Annotated in this window: 16 protein-coding genes and 3 tRNA genes; 10 read left to right on the plus strand and 9 right to left on the minus strand. The window is 51.2% G+C overall.

Features of this window, described 5'->3' with window-relative positions; all coding sequences use genetic code 11:
- Window positions 1-9 precede the first annotated feature (9 nt).
- The 5 genes from DZK30_RS07875 to DZK30_RS07895 all read right to left on the minus strand — a co-directional run bounded on the left by DZK30_RS07875 (window position 10) and on the right by DZK30_RS07895 (window position 4573).
- Window positions 10-855, minus strand: a complete 846-nt coding sequence (locus DZK30_RS07875) for a UDP-2,3-diacylglucosamine diphosphatase (RefSeq protein WP_118973585.1) — start codon at window positions 853-855, stop codon at window positions 10-12.
- A gap of 224 nt (window positions 856-1079) precedes the next feature.
- Window positions 1080-1814: a hypothetical protein gene (locus DZK30_RS07880; protein ID WP_118973586.1), complete on the minus strand. Its 735-nt coding sequence runs from the start codon at window positions 1812-1814 to the stop codon at window positions 1080-1082.
- Window positions 1815-1904: 90 nt separating this feature from the next.
- Window positions 1905-3047, minus strand: coding sequence for a methionine aminotransferase (locus tag DZK30_RS07885; protein ID WP_118973587.1), 1143 nt, complete (start codon window positions 3045-3047; stop codon window positions 1905-1907).
- Between the two features lie 138 nt (window positions 3048-3185).
- On the minus strand, window positions 3186-3536 hold the full coding sequence (locus DZK30_RS07890) for a hypothetical protein (RefSeq protein WP_118974013.1): 351 nt from the start codon (window positions 3534-3536) through the stop codon (window positions 3186-3188).
- A gap of 71 nt (window positions 3537-3607) precedes the next feature.
- Window positions 3608-4573 carry an AAA family ATPase gene (locus tag DZK30_RS07895; RefSeq protein WP_118973588.1) on the minus strand — a complete coding sequence of 322 codons (966 nt, stop codon included), beginning with the start codon at window positions 4571-4573 and terminating at the stop codon, window positions 3608-3610.
- Between the two features lie 206 nt (window positions 4574-4779).
- Between DZK30_RS07895 and DZK30_RS07900 the strand changes: the two genes are divergently transcribed.
- Window positions 4780-6459, plus strand: a complete 1680-nt coding sequence (locus DZK30_RS07900; RefSeq protein WP_118973589.1) for an SH3 domain-containing protein — start codon at window positions 4780-4782, stop codon at window positions 6457-6459.
- A 101-nt stretch (window positions 6460-6560) separates the two neighbouring features.
- Here DZK30_RS07900 and mqnC read toward each other — a convergent pair whose 3' ends face one another.
- Entirely contained in the window at window positions 6561-7682 is a 1122-nt protein-coding gene (gene mqnC / locus DZK30_RS07905) for a cyclic dehypoxanthinyl futalosine synthase (RefSeq protein ID WP_118973590.1), read from the minus strand.
- A 507-nt stretch (window positions 7683-8189) separates the two neighbouring features.
- Between mqnC and DZK30_RS07910 the strand changes: the two genes are divergently transcribed.
- From DZK30_RS07910 to DZK30_RS07930, 6 genes are all read left to right on the plus strand, one after another.
- Window positions 8190-8369 (plus strand): hypothetical protein, encoded by a 180-nt coding sequence (locus DZK30_RS07910; RefSeq protein ID WP_162902939.1) that lies wholly within the window; start codon window positions 8190-8192, stop codon window positions 8367-8369.
- A gap of 89 nt (window positions 8370-8458) precedes the next feature.
- Window positions 8459-9436, plus strand: coding sequence for an RNA ligase (ATP) (locus DZK30_RS07915; protein ID WP_118974014.1), 978 nt, complete (start codon window positions 8459-8461; stop codon window positions 9434-9436).
- 54 nt (window positions 9437-9490) lie between these two features.
- Window positions 9491-9561 (plus strand) — tRNA-Gln (locus DZK30_RS07920).
- A gap of 5 nt (window positions 9562-9566) precedes the next feature.
- A tRNA-His gene (locus DZK30_RS07925) sits at window positions 9567-9639 on the plus strand.
- Between the two features lie 104 nt (window positions 9640-9743).
- A tRNA-Ser gene (locus DZK30_RS25755) sits at window positions 9744-9829 on the plus strand.
- Between the two features lie 125 nt (window positions 9830-9954).
- A complete protein-coding gene (locus DZK30_RS07930) occupies window positions 9955-10443 on the plus strand; it encodes a ribonuclease H-like YkuK family protein (RefSeq protein ID WP_118973592.1) in 489 nt (162 codons plus the stop codon).
- A gap of 88 nt (window positions 10444-10531) precedes the next feature.
- Here the strand turns inward: DZK30_RS07930 and DZK30_RS07935 are convergent, their stop codons facing one another.
- The 3 genes from DZK30_RS07935 to DZK30_RS07945 form a co-directional block, all read right to left on the minus strand.
- A complete protein-coding gene (locus DZK30_RS07935) occupies window positions 10532-11956 on the minus strand; it encodes an MATE family efflux transporter (RefSeq protein ID WP_118973593.1) in 1425 nt (474 codons plus the stop codon).
- Window positions 11957-12156: 200 nt separating this feature from the next.
- Window positions 12157-13068: a helix-turn-helix transcriptional regulator gene (locus tag DZK30_RS07940; protein WP_118973594.1), complete on the minus strand. Its 912-nt coding sequence runs from the start codon at window positions 13066-13068 to the stop codon at window positions 12157-12159.
- A 166-nt stretch (window positions 13069-13234) separates the two neighbouring features.
- On the minus strand, window positions 13235-13726 hold the full coding sequence (locus DZK30_RS07945) for a hypothetical protein (protein ID WP_118973595.1): 492 nt from the start codon (window positions 13724-13726) through the stop codon (window positions 13235-13237).
- A 249-nt stretch (window positions 13727-13975) separates the two neighbouring features.
- Between DZK30_RS07945 and DZK30_RS07950 the strand changes: the two genes are divergently transcribed.
- From DZK30_RS07950 to DZK30_RS07960, 3 genes are all read left to right on the plus strand, one after another.
- Complete coding sequence (locus DZK30_RS07950) at window positions 13976-15175, plus strand: AI-2E family transporter (protein WP_118973596.1); 1200 nt, start codon at window positions 13976-13978, stop codon at window positions 15173-15175.
- Between the two features lie 302 nt (window positions 15176-15477).
- Window positions 15478-16557, plus strand: coding sequence for an AAA family ATPase (locus tag DZK30_RS07955; RefSeq protein WP_118973597.1), 1080 nt, complete (start codon window positions 15478-15480; stop codon window positions 16555-16557).
- Window positions 16558-16810: 253 nt separating this feature from the next.
- Window positions 16811-17671: a mechanosensitive ion channel family protein gene (locus DZK30_RS07960; protein ID WP_205529392.1), complete on the plus strand. Its 861-nt coding sequence runs from the start codon at window positions 16811-16813 to the stop codon at window positions 17669-17671.
- The last annotated feature ends 149 nt before the right edge of the window (window positions 17672-17820 follow it).

Below are 17820 nucleotides of genomic sequence, written 5' to 3' on the forward strand. Positions count from 1 at the left end.
AAGCGGTCGCTATTTCTGTACCAGCTTCATTTCGGCGAGCAGGCTGTCAAACAGCTCCTTGGTCGATTCCTTGCGGATCTGGCTGCTCTTAAGCACTACCGATTGCGCTACCGGGTCGTCGGTGTAGCGGTAAAGTTTCCATTCTCCATCAGTATATTCAAGCGAGGAAAGGTTCTCGATCCAGTCGCCGGAGTTGAGATAGCGGATCGGGCCTTTTTCGGTCACCATAGTCTTCATAGCCGGCTCATGGATATGACCACAGATCACATATTTGTAGTCGTTTGAGGCAGCGATCTCACATACAGTAGATTCAAACTTATTGATAAAGGCTACAGCGCTTTTTACGCCATTCTTGATCTTTTTGGAAAAGGAGATCTTGCCTCTGCCCATCTTCTCGCTGATAAAATTGACGAAACGGTTGATGAGGATCAGGGTATCGTAGCCAATAGCGCCCAGTTTGGCCAGCCATTTTGAATGCTGCATCACCACATCGAACACGTCGCCATGGAAGATCCATACCTTTTCCCCACCCAGCTTGATGGACAGCTTGTTGCAGATCTTCAGCGTACCCAGCTGAAATCCTTTGAACTTACGCAGCATCTCATCGTGGTTACCGGGAATATAATACAGCGGCACGCCCTTGGTAATGAGACCTATCAGGTGCTTGATCACCATCATATGGGTTGGCGGCCAGTACCGCTTGCTGAACTGCCATACATCAATAATGTCGCCGTTAAGAATGACCGCCTTGGGTTTAATGCTTTTCAGGTACTGAAGCAGCTCTTTGGCATGACAGCCATAAGTGCCCAGGTGTATATCGGAAAGTACCAGCAGGTCTATTTCTCTTTTTGCCATAGCAGCGACATAATGATTGGTTCAATGTGTTTTTCCCACGCTTCCTGCAAAATGAAGAAACAGATATTGCTTAATTATTAAATGCAAGTAAAGTAATCATTAAAAACAGCACGCATACATGACGCTGACACCTTAGGCTGCTCCGGTAAGGAACCAGTTACTTCCTTCCATAAACAAGAGCGGCTGCCCGTCAACAGGCAGCCGCTTCGTCCGGGAAACCGGCCTCAAAGGTTATAGGACAAACCAACAGTAAGTGTACTGAAGGCATCCTTGCTTTTGTTGGAATAGCCCGTGGGATTGTAGCCATCCAGCTTTTCGGAAAAGGAAAGATTGTGCCGGTAGTTAATATTGAGCGAAAGCTGGGACCGGCCGTACACTTTTCCCGTATAGGCTTTGTTGAGATGTGCTATAGGTAAATAATAGCCTACCTCGGCGGGCACCACAATACCGGCGCCATCAGGATCTGGTATCAGGCCGACATTGGGATCGGAGGTTGAACGTGCCTCTACCTTATTGACAATAAACCCGGCGCCTACTCCGGCATACAGGCCGCCAAGATATTTGATATTGGTTTGCACATCGGCATCAGATTTACCGGTAAGCGCAAGGCGCAAAGGATAAAAACGGGCGGTCACTGCGCCATAGAAAAAGCTATTGCTGAATTCCATATTGTATACGCTGGCATCGTTGCGGTCGCCGGCTTTCAGCTTGCCCATCTGGACATCGAGGTTAATGCCGAGCCAGGGCATGGCCGCGTACTGCGCGCCAATACCGAATACCGGCTGCTTCGACTTCTTTTTTACATCGGTAAAAGGAAAGGTAAGCCCACCGTTTACGGCAATGCTGAATTGGTTGGGCTGGTTAGGCGCATTATCCTTGGGCAGGGTTTCGGTTTGGTCTTGCGCCACAGCCCATAGCGGACTGAGCAGGCAAGCAGTGAATAGGGTCTTAATGGTCATAACAGCGTTTTTTGCTATAACTAAAGTATAGAATAAAGGCCTTCAAAAGAAATCATTATAGAAATTTTCTGACAAAATTGGCGGCAGATCCTAAAGAACGCTTAATCTTGCCGCAGCGGCCTCCAGTGTGCTCTCCTTTTTAGCAAAGCAGAACCGTACCAGGCGCTGATTTCCGGGCTGACCATAGAAGGAGCTCAACGGTATTGTAGCCACGCCATGCGTCTGCGTCAGCCAGCGGGCAAATTCTTGGTCGGGCAGGTCAGACAAGGCTTCGTAACTCATGACCTGGAAATAGCTTCCCTGCGCAGGCCGGTCGAAGCGGAACCGGGTATCCTTCATTTGCTCCAGAAAGAAATCGCGCTTACCCTGAAGCAGCCTGGTAGTGCTTTTCAATCGTTCCAGGTCTTCCAGGTAAATGGCCAGCGCTTGCTGCATTGGCGTGTTGACGCTGAAAGCCAGGTATTGGTGCAGGTCCCGGAATGCCTTAGTGAGCGCCGGCGGCGCAATGCAGTAACCCATTTTCCAACCGGTACAGTGGAAGGCTTTTCCAAAGGAATAGAGCGCAAAGCTGCGTTCCCGCAGTTCGGGAAAGCGTAATACCGAAAGATGTTCTTTACCATCGTAGACCAGGTGCTCGTACACTTCATCGGCGAACACATATAGCCCGTATGTTTGCACCAGCCGTATCAGCTGCTGAAAATCTGTAGCAGTCCAGGTACTGCCGCAGGGATTATGAGGATTGTTGATAATGATGGCCTTGGTGCGCGTTGATGCCGCCGCGAAAACCCTTTCCCAATCAACACTGAAATCATGATCGTTAAGGGTCACGCGTACCGGGATACCGCTGTTGGCATAGATATTCGGCACATAGCTGTCGTAAGCCGGTTCCAGCACGATCACTTCGTCGCCGGGCTGCAGCAGCGTCGCAAAAGCGGTATAGATCGCATAAGTAGCACCGGGCGTGATAGTAATCTCTGTATCGGGGTCGATGTCTACACCTTGGAAGTGCGCTACTTTACGGCTGATAGCCTGTCGCAGCGCCGGCAGGCCGGGCATAGGCGCATATTGGTTATAGCCCTCCTTTATCGCTGCCGCCACAAGCTCGCTTAGCGTCTCATCTATGGGAAAATCGGGAAAACCCTGCGACAGGTTGATCGCCTGGTGTTCCTGCGCCAGCGCGCTCATAATGCTGAATATAGTAATACCGGTGGAGGGATATTTGGGAATGATCATGGCTGTAATTTACTAAGGAAATGGTACCGGTGAGCATTACAGCCGGGTATCAATAAAGAATTTACCTCCTGAGCTGTATGAAAACAGAATAGCCGGCGCTTACGACGCCGGCTATTCTGTTTTCCTTTTTTGAGGGCATCAGTCAACCCCGAAATAATCCAGAATGTATTCCTTGAGGAATATATCCTGCGCCGCCAGCGTATTCTGGTCCGTCTCTACTTTCTTCAGCTCCCTGAAATGCGGCCAGCCTTCATCATCGTAACCTTCCAGCATATAATAGCCGCCACGGCATAGCAGCGTACATACGGCTACGTGCATCAGCTCTTGTTTCTGCTCTTTTGAGAATTTGATCTTGGGCACCCGTCCGCGGTATTCGTTCATACCGATGAGGAACAGGATCGCTTCCATATTCGGCTTTTTGCCAAAACGCTCCACCAGGTCTGCTTCTAATATGATCCAACGCTCGAACAGCGATTTCTTTTCTTCCATTACCATTATGCTAGCTTTAGCTACGGGCATCAATAGCGAGCCCTCTCACTGCAAAGGTACGCCATAACAGCTTACAGCATACGCCCGATCACTTCGCTGATGGCGATGCCCTCTGCTTCCGCCTTATAGCTACCCACTACGCGATGCAGCAGCACGGAAAGGGCCATAGCTTTTACATCCTCGATATCAGGAGAGAATTTACCATGCAGCAGCGCATAGCATTTCGCAGCCAGGATCAGGTTCTGCGATGCGCGCGGACCGGCGCCCCAGGCCAGGTATTGTGTGGCCAGGCTATCCTTGTTCTTCTTATCGGGACGTGTTTGCTGTACCAGTCGCACGGCGTATTCCAGCACATTGTCGGGCACAGGCACCTTGCGCACCAGTTGCTGGAAGTACAGTATCTCCTCGGCATGCAGTACTTTGGGCAGCACCGTATTCTGCGGGCTGGTAGTCTGCCGTACGATCTGTACCTCTTCAGCAAAAGCAGGATAGTTCACGATGATCTGGAACATAAAGCGGTCTAGCTGCGCTTCCGGCAGAGGATAAGTACCTTCTTGTTCTATGGGGTTCTGCGTCGCCAGCACAAAGAAGGGGGCAGGTAGCTTGTACTCTTCGCCGGCCGCTGTAACATTACGTTCCTGCATAGCCTCCAGTAAGGCAGCCTGGGTTTTGGGCGGCGTACGGTTGATCTCATCGGCCAGCACGATATTGGCAAATACCGGGCCTTTCATGAATTTGAACTTGCGGTTCTCATCCAGTATCTCTGCGCCGGTGATATCGCCCGGCATCAGGTCGGGCGTAAACTGTATTCGCTTAAAGGACAGGTCCAGGGCGTCTGCCACGGTCTTTACCAGAAGGGTTTTGGCCAGCCCCGGTACGCCCACCAGCAGACTGTGTCCATTACATAAAATGGAGATCACCAGCTTTTCCACCACATCCATTTGTCCCACGATCACCTGCCCGACGGCCTTGCGTAGCTCTTCGTATTTCTGTTGTAAAGCTTTTACAGCTTCTACATCCGATGCGTAATGTACCATAATGTCAAAGTAAGGAGATAATTGCCACTTCTGCAAATGATTTCGACAAGGGCAAGCATGGCCTTTGAAGCGCAATCAAAAAATAGATATATTTGCAAAAATGACCATTCGTGATCCTTTTTCCGGCAGATGATCCGCGCTATCGATCCATCGCCAGGAACATAGAATGCCAATGACCATTTTACCCAAACCCAAAACAAATTATCATGGACACTAAATCAGCGCTGACCTGGTTCAGGCAGCAATTCGGCGCGCAGCTCGACGCAGCCGCACAGCACACGCCCTATACCACCGACCTGCTGTGTGCAATCGCCTACCAGGAAACCGGTCACATCTGGAGCCGTATGATCGGCAAGCTGGCACTGCCCGATATTGTACGGCTTTGCGTAGGCGACATTATCGACGCACCCGGCCGCTCTGCTTTTCCCAGGAACAAAACCGACTTGCTGAGCATAGCCGATGGACAGCAGATGTTTGATATTGCCCGGCAGTGCTTTGAGCAGATGGCGGCCTACATCACGGAATACAAGCCTTATCTCAGCAATAAGAATAAATTCTGCCACGGCTATGGCATTTTTCAGTACGACTTGCAGCACTTCAAAGCCGATCCGCAGTATTTCCTGCAACAGGACTGGGCCAACTTTGCCCTATGCCTGTCCAAATGCCTGGGCGAGCTGGAGGCAGCACAGCAAAGACAGGGATGGCGCGGCAAAACAACACTGAGCGATGAAGAAATGGTATATGTGGCAATAGCGTATAATAAAGGCAAGGCCGATCTGCGAAAAGGATTCAAACAAGGTTATTACGATAAGAACAGCAAGAAATACTACGGCGAATACATTTTTGAATACCTGATGCTAGCCCGCTCGCTCAAAGGCGCGGACAGCCCCGGCGCGCCGCTATCCTATCCCGAACCGGTAGCAGCCGGCAGCCGTGTTTACCGTGTTCAGCTTACCGACGGCACACTTAACCTTCGTCGTGAACCGGCAATACCGGTCCAGGGCAAACCCTCGAATGTATTGACCCGTCTGCCCCAGGGACAACTGGTCAATTGGCTGTCAGGCAAAAAGACTGATGGTTGGTACCTGGTAGAGACCACCATGAACGGCGCTTATTTCAAAGGCTATGCCTCGGCCCAATACCTGGTACCGGAAAAAGAAGCACTGCCCGATGTGCTCGAGCCGGTGGTTAGTGGTCCTTTGCCCGCCCTTCCCCCAGCTTACCTGCCGGTACGGCCGGGTACCATCACCAGGAGAACCGATCCCGCCAATGCCCGTTCACTCAACGAGACTGGGCAGCCACAACGGAATGCGAAAGGAACGCCATCGGAGCTGACTGCTGCTTTACTACAGATCATCGACTGGCTGGATGTAACCAACCCGAAGTATAAACGCTACCAACCTGCAGATGGAAAAACGTTTTGCAATATCTATGCACATGATTACTGCTACCTGGCGGGCGTTTACTTTCCACGCGTATGGTGGACACCAGGCACAGTAGCGCGACTGTCCGCCGGCGGACAGGCTACACCAGTGTATGGCGATACCGTATTGGAGATGCAGGCCAACGCCCTGCTGGTATGGCTGAAAGATTTTGGCCCCGGATTTGGCTGGCAACGTACGGCCACACTCAATGAGCTGCAGCATGCGGCTAACCTGGGCGCAGTAGCGCTAATCATTGGCAGGCGCATCGCCGATAAGGGGCCGGGACATGTGGTGATCATCGCACCGGAAACCGATGTAAAGGCAAAACGCGATGTCTCCGGTATCGTAACCTTACCCGTACAAAGCCAGGCTGGCGCCAGCAATATCAAGCTGGGTAACGGAACGGCCTGGTGGCTCAACAGCAATAAATTTGCCGAATATGCTTTCTGGGTGCATGCCTGATTTGCCTGCGTCATTAGCGAACGATTAGATGGCACTAGCCTTGTAGAGACGTTGCATGCAACGTCTCTACTCTATAAAGGCATGCAACGCCTCTACAAGGTTTAATAATTGATTACCTGCTGCTCAAGCACCGGCATTTCCCTGAATTCATACTGCTGGTTGCGGAGCTGTGGCTCGAAGCCCGCTTCCCGTATGGCTTCCTGTATGCCCGCGGCGGTGAAGCGATGCGGCGCGCCGGCAGCGCTTACCACATTCTCTTCGATCATGATCGACCCGAAATCGTTGGCGCCCGCGTGCAGGCACAATTGCGCCGTCTGCTTGCCTACTGTAAGCCAGCTGGCCTGTATGTTCTTCACATTGGGCAGCATAATGCGGCTCATGGCGATCATGCGTATGTACTCTTCTGGTGTGGTATCGTTCTTTGCCCTGCGGATGCGGCGTAGCAAGGTATCCACATCCTGGAAGGTCCAGGGGATAAAGGCGACGAAACCCTTAGCCTGTTCCGGCTTTTTGGCCTGCACCGTGCGCAGCTTTACCAGGTGCTCGAAGCGTTCCAGTATGGTCTCTACGTGGCCAAACATCATCGTGGCGCTGGTGGTGAGGCCTATCTGGTGTGCTGCTTCCATGATCTCAAGCCATTCCTGCGCCCCGCATTTGCCTTTGGAGATCAGGCGGCGTACGCGATCGTCGAGTATCTCGGCGCCGGGTCCGGGCATGCTGTCCATGCCGGCTTCTTTAAGTGCCAGCAAAGCTTCCGTATGGCTTACACCGCTTACTTTGCAGATATGCGCCACCTCGGGAGGTCCCAACGCGTGAAGCTTCAATCGCGGGAACAGCTGCTTCAGCTCGCGGAACAGGCCGGTATAGTAGTCCAGCCCCAGCTCAGGGTGATGGCCGCCTTGCAGCAGCAGTTGCTCACCGCCATAGCGAAAGGTCTCTTCAATCTTCCGCTTGTAGGTTTCGATATCCGTTGTATACCCCTCGGCATGTCCGGGGATACGGTAAAAATTACAGAACTTACAGTTGGCGGTACATACATTCGTCGTATTCATGTTCCGGTCAATGATCCAGGTCACCTTGTTGTAAGGCACTTGTATCTTGCGGAGCTCGTTGGCTACATACGCCAGCTCGGTAAGCGGCGCATGCTCAAACAGAAAGACGCCTTCTTCCGCCGACAGGAACTCGAAGTTCAGCGCACGGTCATACAGTTGGGAGAGATTCATCGTTAACACTATCAGGATCCGTAATCATGCGGTCTATCGCCGCTTTTCAACAAGCAAAGTTAGGACAAAATGATACCCCAACCTTTGTCCAGGTTATCTTTTCGCCCCGTTGCCACTACAGGTGGCTCCTTGCCTTTCTTCTGGCTTTAAGCAGAATGAAAAAGCCTGGAATAAAAAAATATAAATCTCACCAAAACCGCCACCAACGATCATTTCATCCGCTTATTATTATTTACTGATCTGATGTTTTTAAAAATAAATTTGGCAATTTAAAAAAGAGCCCCATATCTTTGCGACGCGAAAAAATTATTATCACAACAACCAACGAGATGCAACGTTACGCGGTACACATCATCAATAAAGCAGGCTTCAGTCCCTTGTGGAAAAGCCATGCGTGCGGGGCATACGCACAGTTGTCTTAGAACGATCAGAAAGACACTATTCATACAGGCCCCGCTGAAGAGCGGGGCTTTTTTAATGCTAAAAAAACAAAAAACAGATACAGGCATGAACCGGTCATTACAACATATCATCACATTGCAGGAACGCACGCCGAACCCCGTGCTACCGGAGGTGGTATGGCTGCAAGTGATGAATATAGATCGTGATGGCTCTGCGATGAGCTATAGCCGGTTCGGCAACAAAAACAATTATTCCCGACTGAGGAGCGTCGTTTGGCAGGATTGAGTCCTGCATACGTGTAAAGCCCCGCAGTCCGTACTGCGGGGCTTTTTTATGGCCCCTATATACCCTGACCTTTGAAAAACAATATCACCATGAGAAAACTAGCTTCTATTCAACGCATCCGTAGCCTGGCGCCTATCCCCGGCGCGGATGCCATTGAAAAAGCAACCGTACTGGGCTGGCAATTGGTCGTAAAGCGCGCCGAGTTCCAGGTAGATGAGCTGTGCGTCTATATCGAGATCGACAGCCTGTTGCCGGAACGGGAGCCATTCGAATTCCTGCGCAGCCGCAGCTTCCGCATACGCACCGTAAAGCTGCGGGGTCAGGTATCGCAAGGCATTTGCTTTCCGCTGAGCGTTCTGCCACAGGGTACCACGATCGAAGAAGGCGCCGATGTAACGGCTTTGCTGGGCATCGTAAAGTATGAGCCACCCATACCACTTTCCCTGTCAGGGATCGTCAAAGGATCCTTCCCCTGTTTCATCCCCAAAACCGATGAGACCAGAGTGCAGGTACTGGGCGACCTGCTGCAGCAATACGCAGGACAGGAGTGTTACATTACCGAAAAGCTGGACGGCAGCTCGGCTACTTTCTACCTGCGCGACGAAGCGTTTGGTGTATGCAGTCGCAACCTAGAGCTGGTGGAAGATGCCGGCAACGGCTTCTGGAAGATGGCCCGGCAGCTGGACCTGGAAAGCAAGCTGAAAAGCCTTGGTAAAAACCTGGCGCTACAAGGCGAGCTGACTGGCGAAGGGATACAGGGCAACAAGCTGCAGCTGAAAGGGCAGCAATGGTTCTGCTTCGGCATTTACTTCATCGATGAGGCCCGCTATGCTTCCTTCGATGAATGGATAGCGCTGACGGAACAACTAGCCTTACCCAGGGTTCCGGTATTGGATAGCGCCTACCTGTTGGAGGCCGATATCGATAGCCTGCTGGAAAAGGCGCAGCGGCGTTCGGTATTGGCCGGCGCTCGGGCCGAAGGCATCGTGATCAGGGTGAAGCAGGCGGGGGAACATGTTTCCTTCAAGGCCATCAACAATGAATTCCTGTTGCATTACGGGGAATGAGGAGCATACAGCGGTCTTATGGCCGGCCGCTGCTCCTTCCTTCAAATAAATGTTTATCGGGTGGTGCAAGGGTAGCACTCCGGTTTTTGGCACCGGCGATACAGGTTCGAATCCTGTTCCGATAGCGTATGTTGTCTTTAGCTTACCTGGTAAAGCGCCACATTGTGACTGTGGAGAACAGGGTTCGATTCCCGGAGACAACCTGATTGCTCCCGCCCTTCGGCGGGAACGGTACTTGGGCAAGGAAGCATCCCCCATGCGCCGGCGTAGCCGGTATCGCGGTTCGAGTCCGCGGAGTACCCTTAATGGTAGATTACTCAAGAGGTCTAAGAGAGCCGCCCGCTAAGCGGCCAGGGTGTAACAGCCGCATTGGTTCGAATCCAATATCTACCGCAGCGTATATAACAGGTATTCTGGCAGAGATGGTCTATGCACCGGATTGAAGCTCCGGCAAACGCGGTTCGAGCCCGTGGGATACCACATGATCGTAAGTGAAAACCTAAAAACAAAAAACAGCCATGGAAACAAAAACATTACATTGGAGAAAGCTTGCGGGCCACCAGGTCCGGCGGCCTATTGAAGAAGAGATACAGCAGGCCATTGTCCGGGAACATGCCGGCGGGTACCGGCTCAAAGCCTGCATCGGTACCGATAGCCAGGTGAAGGGTAAGCGTATCGAATGCGCTACCGTAATCGTATTGCTGCGGGAAGGGCGGGGCGGCTTCATGTACATCCATAAGGAAGTGCTGAGCCAGACCATGAGCATCAGGGAAAGGATGCTGCACGAAGTTGCACGAAGCGTCGAAGTAGCGTATAGCCTCTGCGAAGTGTTCAACGAATTTGATGTCGCTATGGAAGTGCACGCCGATATCAATACTGATCCCGGCTTCAAAAGCCATGTGGCCCTTAAAGATGCCATGGGCTATATTACAGGAATGGGCTTTGCCTTCAGGGCCAAGCCGCATGCCTTTGCCAGCACCAGCTGCGCCAATAAGATCGTGCACTAAATGGTTTCTATAACAAAAATGGCTGTCCTTCCAGACAGCCATTTTCTATTTCAGGAAATATTGCTTTAGCACACTTCCCTTTGCCTATTTATACTTTCTTTTTCTTCCAGCGTCCTCTTTTAAACAGGATGAAAGCAGCGATAGTAATTGCCGTCTCGGCAACGGGGATCGACACAAACACACCTTTAGGTCCCCATTCCAGGTATTTGGCCAATAGATAAGCCAGCGGGATCTGGAAGGTCCAGAAGCCGAAGAGGTTGACCCAGGTGGGCGTCCAGGTATCGCCCGAACCATTGAAGGCGTTGATCATCACCATACCGATACCGTAGAAGATAAAGCCGGTGCTCATGATCATCAGCGCTGTACGGGCCACCGAACGGATGCTTTCGTCGTTGGAGAAAAAGGATACCAGCCAGCCACCCAGCAGGAAGAAGATAATGCTCACCGCCAGCATGAAGAGCACATTGTATTTTACCGTCTTCATTACCGATTGTTCAGCACGCTGAACGTTCTGTGCGCCCAGGTTCTGCCCCACCAGGGTAGCGGCAGCATTGCTGAGCCCCCAGGCCGGCAGCATAAAGAACATCATAAGCCGCAATGCGGTTTGATAGCCGGCCGACCCCGCATCACCACCGGTAGTCGCTACCAGTTCGGCCAGGAAAATCCAGCTGCAGGAAGCGATCACAAACTGGAAAATGCCGGGTGTGGCAATGCCCACCAATGCGCGGATCACTTTGAAATCGGGGATGAAATGACCTATCTTGATCTTCAGCTGATGCTTACCTTTAAACAGGTGATAGACCTGGTAAAGCACGCCGATGCTCCTGCCTGTGGCCGTGGCCATAGCCGCGCCGGTAAGACCGAATGCAGGCACAAAGGCAAAGCCGTTGATGAATATGGGACAAAGAATAATGTTGCAGATATTGGCGATCCAAAGGCTCTTCATCGCTATTGCCGCATTACCGGCCCCGCGAAATATCCCGTTGATGAGGAAGAGCAGCATGATCACCACGCTACTACCCATCATGATGCGGGTAAACGTGCTGCCCTGAGCAGTGGTCTCGGCCGAAGCGCCCATCAGGCGCAGGATATCGGGCGCAAAATACATACCGGCAATACTTAGGAGCAGGGTAACGGCGGAAGAAACTACGATAGCCTGAACACCGCTGTGGCCGGCTTCTTCAGGATTCTTTTCACCTACACGGCGGGCAACCACAGCAGTGGCCGCCATGCTCATGCCTATGGCGATAGAATACATAATGGTCAGCACCGATTCGGTGAGCCCTACGGTCTGTATGGCTTCGCGGCTGTTTTCCAGGTGACCTACAAAATAGAGGTCTACGAGGGCGAATACCGACTCCATAGCCATTTCCAGCATCATGGGTACGGCCAGCATGATCACGGCCTTACGGATACTGCCTTGGGTGTAGTCCATTTCTTCGCCACGCAGGGCTTGCTTCAATAAAGAGAAGTAGTTGGCCGCCTTAGAGGCGCCATTTATTGTAGAGGGCATAAAAGGATTTATAAAAAGATGAAAAATAGACAAGCCTGATGGCCTGGCGTCCATCAATCGTGTATTGTCTGCTCGGGAGTATTGGCCAGATCCGTAGTTAGCGTACGAGGATCATAGCCCCATAGATTTTCATCGTTCGGAGATTTGAAGGGCAAAAGTAAGTTTTTTTCCACAATGAAAAGTTAGCATTTTCCGAAAGCCTAGTGTTGGTATATTTTCTCCGCCCGGTTATAGATCTCGTTCAGCGTTTTGCGCAGGGATGCCGGCTGCAGCACGGTTACATCGGCGCCATGCGATAGCAGCTCCATGATAAGGTCGTGTGTTATATATAGCTCCAGCGCCACCTGCAGGCCCTCTTCATCATCCTTGATCACGCGCTGCGATTCGTGCAGCGGAAGGCTTTTGATGTATTTACCTTTACCGGGTCCAAACTGAAGCACGATGTCCTGCGGCTTGCTTTCCGGCGCCGAAGGGCGAATGATGCCAAAGCAATGCCGGAAATAATCATTTACATTAAAGCCCTTATCTGCCTTATATTTCTGGCGGCTGGTCTCCAGAGCGGTCATCCGGTCCAGCGCAAAGGTCTTCAAAGAATGATCCTTCAGGTCTTTTGCAAGCAGGTACCAGCGGCTTTGAAATTCCTTAAGCGCCAACGGTTCCACACGGCGTTCGCTGATGTTCTCATCCAGGTATTTCTCATATTGGAAGGTAACCACCAGCCTTGAGCGTATGGCGTGCAGCAAAGGATGAAAGTGCTCCATACCCTGTGGCCGCCGCTTTTCCAGATATACAAAATCGGACAGGCCGTCGGCCAGGTTCAGCGCCTGGTAGGTATTGTAGGCATCGGCTATCCTTTCGCCCAGGTCATCGGGCATGTGGTCTTCTTCAAGATAATATTTACGCAGGGAAGGATTGTACTGGATATCCTTCTTATGCAGGGAAAGTATCTCCTCCTTATCCCTTAGGAAAGTGCGCTGGGAAAAGATGAAATTATAGTCGTGGGTTTCACATTCCAGCTCGTAATAATCTTTCAGCTCCTGCAGGCTGGCCGGCGCCTTCAACAGTCTCCGGATCATGCATTGGTGGCGAAAGTAAGTATCTGAAAGCGACATGGCGAGGGTGTTTGTATGCAAATATAAAGTTTATCTGTAGCGGAGCGGACAACGGTGGCACATGTATTCAACCCGGATTACGCAAGGCCGGCGCCGTGAGATTTTAAAAGCCGGCACCCCCTCCTCAGGTACCGGCTTTATGGTGACAGGGTATATACAGGGGCTTTTAAAAGGGTTTCGAAAAGACCCCCTTCCGGATAAGGTCTGAAGCATGCTCCAGGCCACCCAGCTCTTTATATTTCTCTTTGAAGTAATTGCTGTTCCAGAAAAGCCTTACCCAGTTCCGGAATTGTTCGGCCTTTTCGGCATCCAGGTGTGCCGGTGCGGTATGGTTATGCTCCTGCTCAAAATGCGCGCCTATCTTTTCATCAAAGAAAAGGGCATGCAGGCAGTATTTATGCAATGCTTCATGATCGCTGTCTGCATTGAAATGAAAGAGCGTGGTATGCCGCGGCTTATTGCCGGGGATGTATACCGCTTCGGTATAGTACAGCACTTTACAGGCATTCCTGTTTTCGTACAGGTGTACGGTAAGCATCAGGGGCTCCCCGTTCCGCACACAATGATAGGTACGCGGCCGCTCCAGCTCCCGGTAGCCCAACCGGCCGATAAGCGCAGCCTGGTCACCGGTGGTTTCAGCATTGATTGTCGTTTCCATAATTCAGATGGTTTTGGTGTTGGGAAAATGGCTTGCAGAACACAGCTGTTTTCGTTATTTGATAAAGCAAAGGTACCGGGAGCCTACGCCAGTACACGGCGCAGCAGCCCGTCAAGGCAGAAATTTTTGTGCTGACGCTACTTGACAGGCTCAACTATTTCTCTGTTTATTTGTAGTGAGAGCGGCCGGCATATATAATGCATGGCTCGCTTTTTCACATTTTCCAAACGAAGGAACAACACGATAAATATGGGACTATTTTTTAATCGCAAAAAAAACAAGCCAGGCGACAATGCAGGCGAACAGGAAGTGCTTCATGCACGCCAGAGCTTCCCTTTCTACATTAAAGCGCCGATGGTTATTATCGGCATCTATCTCTTTTTCTACATCCTGTCGCTGCTCCAGGACATCATTGTCCCTTTCGCCTTCTCGGGACTGATCGCTATTTTGCTCAACCCGGTGTACAACCGGCTGCAGAAATGGAAAGTGCCCAAGATCCTCGCCATATTGCTGACCATATTCCTGGCTGTGCTGGTACTTGCTGCTATAATGTTTTTCCTTTCCTCCCAGATCGTTCAGTTTGGCGATATGATTCCCCAGCTGAAGGAAAAGACGCTGTCGCTGCTTCATCAGCTGCAGCAATGGCTGAGCGACCGTTTTGGCATTTCTACAGAAAAGCAGATGAATATGGTGAACGAGGCCATGAACAACAGTAAGGCTTATGTAGGCCGCACGCTCAATACCGTATTTGGCATGCTCAGCTTTTTTGTGCTGATCCCACTGTATGTTTTCCTGCTCCTGTTCTACAAGCCGCTTATCCTTAATTTCATTTATGAAGTATTTGAAGAAGACAATGAAGAGCAGGTAGCAGAGATATTGAAAGAGACCAAAGGCGCCGTACAGAGTTACATCGTGGGCCTTATGATCGAGACTTCCATCATCGCCGTGCTGAACTCGGTAGCGCTGCTGATACTTGGTGTCAAGTATGCGATCCTGCTGGGCGTCATTGGTGCGATATTGAACCTGGTCCCTTACATTGGGGGTGTGATCGCGATACTGTTGCCCGTGCTCATGTCCATTATTACCAAAGAAGGCTACACCACGCCGGTGCTTATTATAGCAGCTTACTCCGTAATCCAGTTCCTCGACAACAATGTGATTGTGCCGCGTGTAGTATCGTCCAAGGTATCGGTCAATGCGCTGATCTCGATCATCGTCGTGCTACTGGGCGGCACGCTTTGGGGCGTGAGCGGCATGTTCCTGTCTATTCCCTTTGTGGCTGTACTCAAGATCATCTTCGATCGTATCGACGAGTTGAAGCCATGGGGCAAATTGCTGGGCGACAAAATGCCCGCCAAAGCACCACGCCTGGTCGTTAACCCTGAAGAAACCGACGACACACCCGAAGGCCGGGCTGCCCAGGCTGCCAGCGAAGACCGGGTATCGTGAAAGCCCTTATCAAAGGATAGAAAAAATTAATTGGACGTTCCGGAACAAGCTTATAGTTTTGCGGCTCATTGTTCATCTTCTTTAATCTCATGCGATGCTGAGTATACATCTCTATATCTCCCCGATCGGCGCCACTTCCAAGGGCTGTACCTTTCGCAGGCTGTCGCATGCTATGGATTAACTATTATATTCCTTTGTAGCAAGCGGCCCTGCATGATGCAGGGCCGCTTGCCGTTTACAGCACCGGCATGTTTTGCAACAGATGCCCGGCAGCCCTTTTTAATTCCTATACCAATCATTTTATGAACACACTTTTTCAAGATAGATCATTCGATCACCATACTTTATTCGACAATTATTATATAGAGGTTAAATCCCTTTACCTTTCCCTGTTCGGGATGCTGCCGGATATTCACTATATCGGGCACATCAACGGCGAAAAGCTGCACGGGCTTATTTGCGCACAATTTGGCAGCATGGTCCTCAGCACGCATCATTATCGTATCTACGAAGCGAAAAAGAAAACATTCCCGTTCGACCGTACGGCTATCATTCTCAACAACCGGGTGATACTGGAATGTGACGAGGAATTTATCGACATCTTTCACGACGGCAGCCAGGCGACTTTCGTCGGGGAGCTGACTGAGCTGGCCAGGCATTGTCGCGAGCGGGTACGCCACTACAAAGCGGAGGTTAACCTCGTGATCAGAGGATATAATGGTCTTGAGCTGAAATCGATGGAGATCAAAAGAACACGGCTAAACCTGGATCTCTACTACGAAGACGACTTCAAACCTGTAGATGAGCTGATCCGCAAACGGCTGAACCGGAAAGAAGACAAAGGCATCATCCTGCTTCATGGCGTACCGGGCACAGGAAAGACCACCTATTTGCGTTACCTGATCGCGAAAATTAAAAAGCGGGTGCTGTTCCTGTCGCCTGATACCGCCGGCTGCCTGATGGAGCCGGCTTTTATCCAGCTGCTGATCAATAACCCCGATTCGGTGATCGTGATCGAAGACGCTGAGAATATCATCATGGACCGTCGCAGCAATAGTAACTCGTCGGTATCCAACCTGCTGAACATCTCCGACGGCCTGCTGTCCGACTTTCTGAATGTGCAGCTGATATGCACTTTCAACAGTGCGCTGACCCTGATCGACCCCGCCCTGATGCGCAAGGGAAGACTGATCGCACAATACGAATTCCGGAAGCTTTCCGTAGTCAAGCCCCAACGGCTCAGCGATAAGCTAGGGCATGTGCGTTGCATCAAAAGCCCTATGACCATTGCCGAGATCACCCACCCGCAGGAGCATCATGCTTCTGAACCGCGAACCAAGGTGATCGGCTTCAGAAGGCCGGATGAGCAGATGGCCCGTTAATTACCGGCGCCATACATATCCCATTCCTCCACGAGGATTATTTCCAACAGGAGCTGCCGTAGCGGGCAGCTCCTGTTATGTTATGTGGCGATAGGGAGGCCGGCGCAAACGCTTAAGGTATGTTTGAAACGGCGTACCATTATAATTATTTTTGTTTTCGTCCCGGGCCTGGTAGAGTTTGGCATTATCCTTGATAGAATACAGTATCTTTCATATCATCAAAAACTCCCTTTTAACTTAAAAAAACACTACTATGCTTTTCCTGCAAATCGACGAAACGATTAAAGCCGGCGCGGATGCGCTGAACTCGGGCCAGGTATGGCTGATCAAGATCAAGTCCATGGCGATCGACTATGCACCCAAGCTTATCGGCGCCGTCCTGGTGTATCTCATCGGGCAATGGATCATCGGCCGCATCGGCCGCCTGTCGCGCAAAGTATTATCAACACGTAATTTCGACATCTCGCTGCAAAAGTTCCTGTTATCGCTCATTAAGGTTACACTAAGCATTTTATTGTTCCTGGCCATTGCCGGCATGGTAGGTGTGGATATTACCGGCTTCGCCGCTATACTGGCGGGCGCCGGCATCGCGATCGGCGCGGCACTCAACGGCTCGCTGGGCAACCTCGCAGGCGGTGTGATGCTGATGATCTTCAAACCCTTCAAGGTACATGATATGATCGAGGCTCAGGGCTCTATCGGTATTGTGCAGGAGATCGGGATTTTCAATACAACCATCCTTTCGCCCGAGAATAAGACCGTGATCCTGCCTAATGGCGCCTTGTCTACCGGCGTCATCACCAATTACACTACCCATGGCAACCTGAGGGTAGATCTGGTGATGGCCGTAGCATTGGATGTCGATATCGACACAGCCCGCAGAATTGCCAGCGAAGCCATGCTTCAGCACCCGAAGGTGCTCAAGGCGCCTGCTCCCGAAGTGAGCGTGCTTAAGGTGGGCGACGGGATGACTTCCCTGGCCATTCGTCCTTATACGACACAGGCCGACTATTGGGATGTTTACTTTGGCGTACAGGAACTGGTGAAAAAGGCTTTTGATGCCAATGGCGTAGCCGGCCCTATCCCTACCCGCATACTCATCAACAAGCAATAGTTTTCAGAAAAATAGCGCAAGCAAAAAGCGCGGCTGTATATGCAGCCGCGCTTTTTTTGTATCAACCCATTACCGGGATTAACCGCAATGCTTTTGCATGCTCAATGCTTGTAGCCTACCATCCTTCCTCCCCCGATTCCTACATTCCA

Origin of the sequence: Taibaiella koreensis, from assembly GCF_003545715.1 — a bacterium.
Classification (GTDB): domain Bacteria; phylum Bacteroidota; class Bacteroidia; order Chitinophagales; family Chitinophagaceae; genus Taibaiella; species Taibaiella koreensis.

Bases quoted from the DNA above. Each gene is read 5' to 3' on its own strand.
- DZK30_RS07960 (WP_205529392.1), top strand. From the start codon at position 16,811: ATGCTTTTCCTGCAAATCGACGAAACGATTAAAGCCGGCGCGGATGCG.
- DZK30_RS07900 (WP_118973589.1), top strand. From the start codon at position 4,780: ATGGACACTAAATCAGCGCTGACCTGGTTCAGGCAGCAATTCGGCGCG.
- DZK30_RS07880 (WP_118973586.1), bottom strand. From the start codon at position 1,814: ATGACCATTAAGACCCTATTCACTGCTTGCCTGCTCAGTCCGCTATGG.
- DZK30_RS07945 (WP_118973595.1), bottom strand. From the start codon at position 13,726: ATGGAAACGACAATCAATGCTGAAACCACCGGTGACCAGGCTGCGCTT.
- DZK30_RS07890 (WP_118974013.1), bottom strand. From the start codon at position 3,536: ATGGAAGAAAAGAAATCGCTGTTCGAGCGTTGGATCATATTAGAAGCA.
- DZK30_RS07935 (WP_118973593.1), bottom strand. From the start codon at position 11,956: ATGCCCTCTACAATAAATGGCGCCTCTAAGGCGGCCAACTACTTCTCT.
- DZK30_RS07885 (WP_118973587.1), bottom strand. From the start codon at position 3,047: ATGATCATTCCCAAATATCCCTCCACCGGTATTACTATATTCAGCATT.
- DZK30_RS07875 (WP_118973585.1), bottom strand. From the start codon at position 855: ATGGCAAAAAGAGAAATAGACCTGCTGGTACTTTCCGATATACACCTG.
- DZK30_RS07940 (WP_118973594.1), bottom strand. From the start codon at position 13,068: ATGTCGCTTTCAGATACTTACTTTCGCCACCAATGCATGATCCGGAGA.
- mqnC (WP_118973590.1), bottom strand. From the start codon at position 7,682: ATGAATCTCTCCCAACTGTATGACCGTGCGCTGAACTTCGAGTTCCTG.
- DZK30_RS07910 (WP_162902939.1), top strand. From the start codon at position 8,190: ATGAACCGGTCATTACAACATATCATCACATTGCAGGAACGCACGCCG.
- DZK30_RS07930 (WP_118973592.1), top strand. From the start codon at position 9,955: ATGGAAACAAAAACATTACATTGGAGAAAGCTTGCGGGCCACCAGGTC.
- DZK30_RS07895 (WP_118973588.1), bottom strand. From the start codon at position 4,573: ATGGTACATTACGCATCGGATGTAGAAGCTGTAAAAGCTTTACAACAG.
- DZK30_RS07950 (WP_118973596.1), top strand. From the start codon at position 13,976: ATGGGACTATTTTTTAATCGCAAAAAAAACAAGCCAGGCGACAATGCA.
- DZK30_RS07915 (WP_118974014.1), top strand. From the start codon at position 8,459: ATGAGAAAACTAGCTTCTATTCAACGCATCCGTAGCCTGGCGCCTATC.
- DZK30_RS07955 (WP_118973597.1), top strand. From the start codon at position 15,478: ATGAACACACTTTTTCAAGATAGATCATTCGATCACCATACTTTATTC.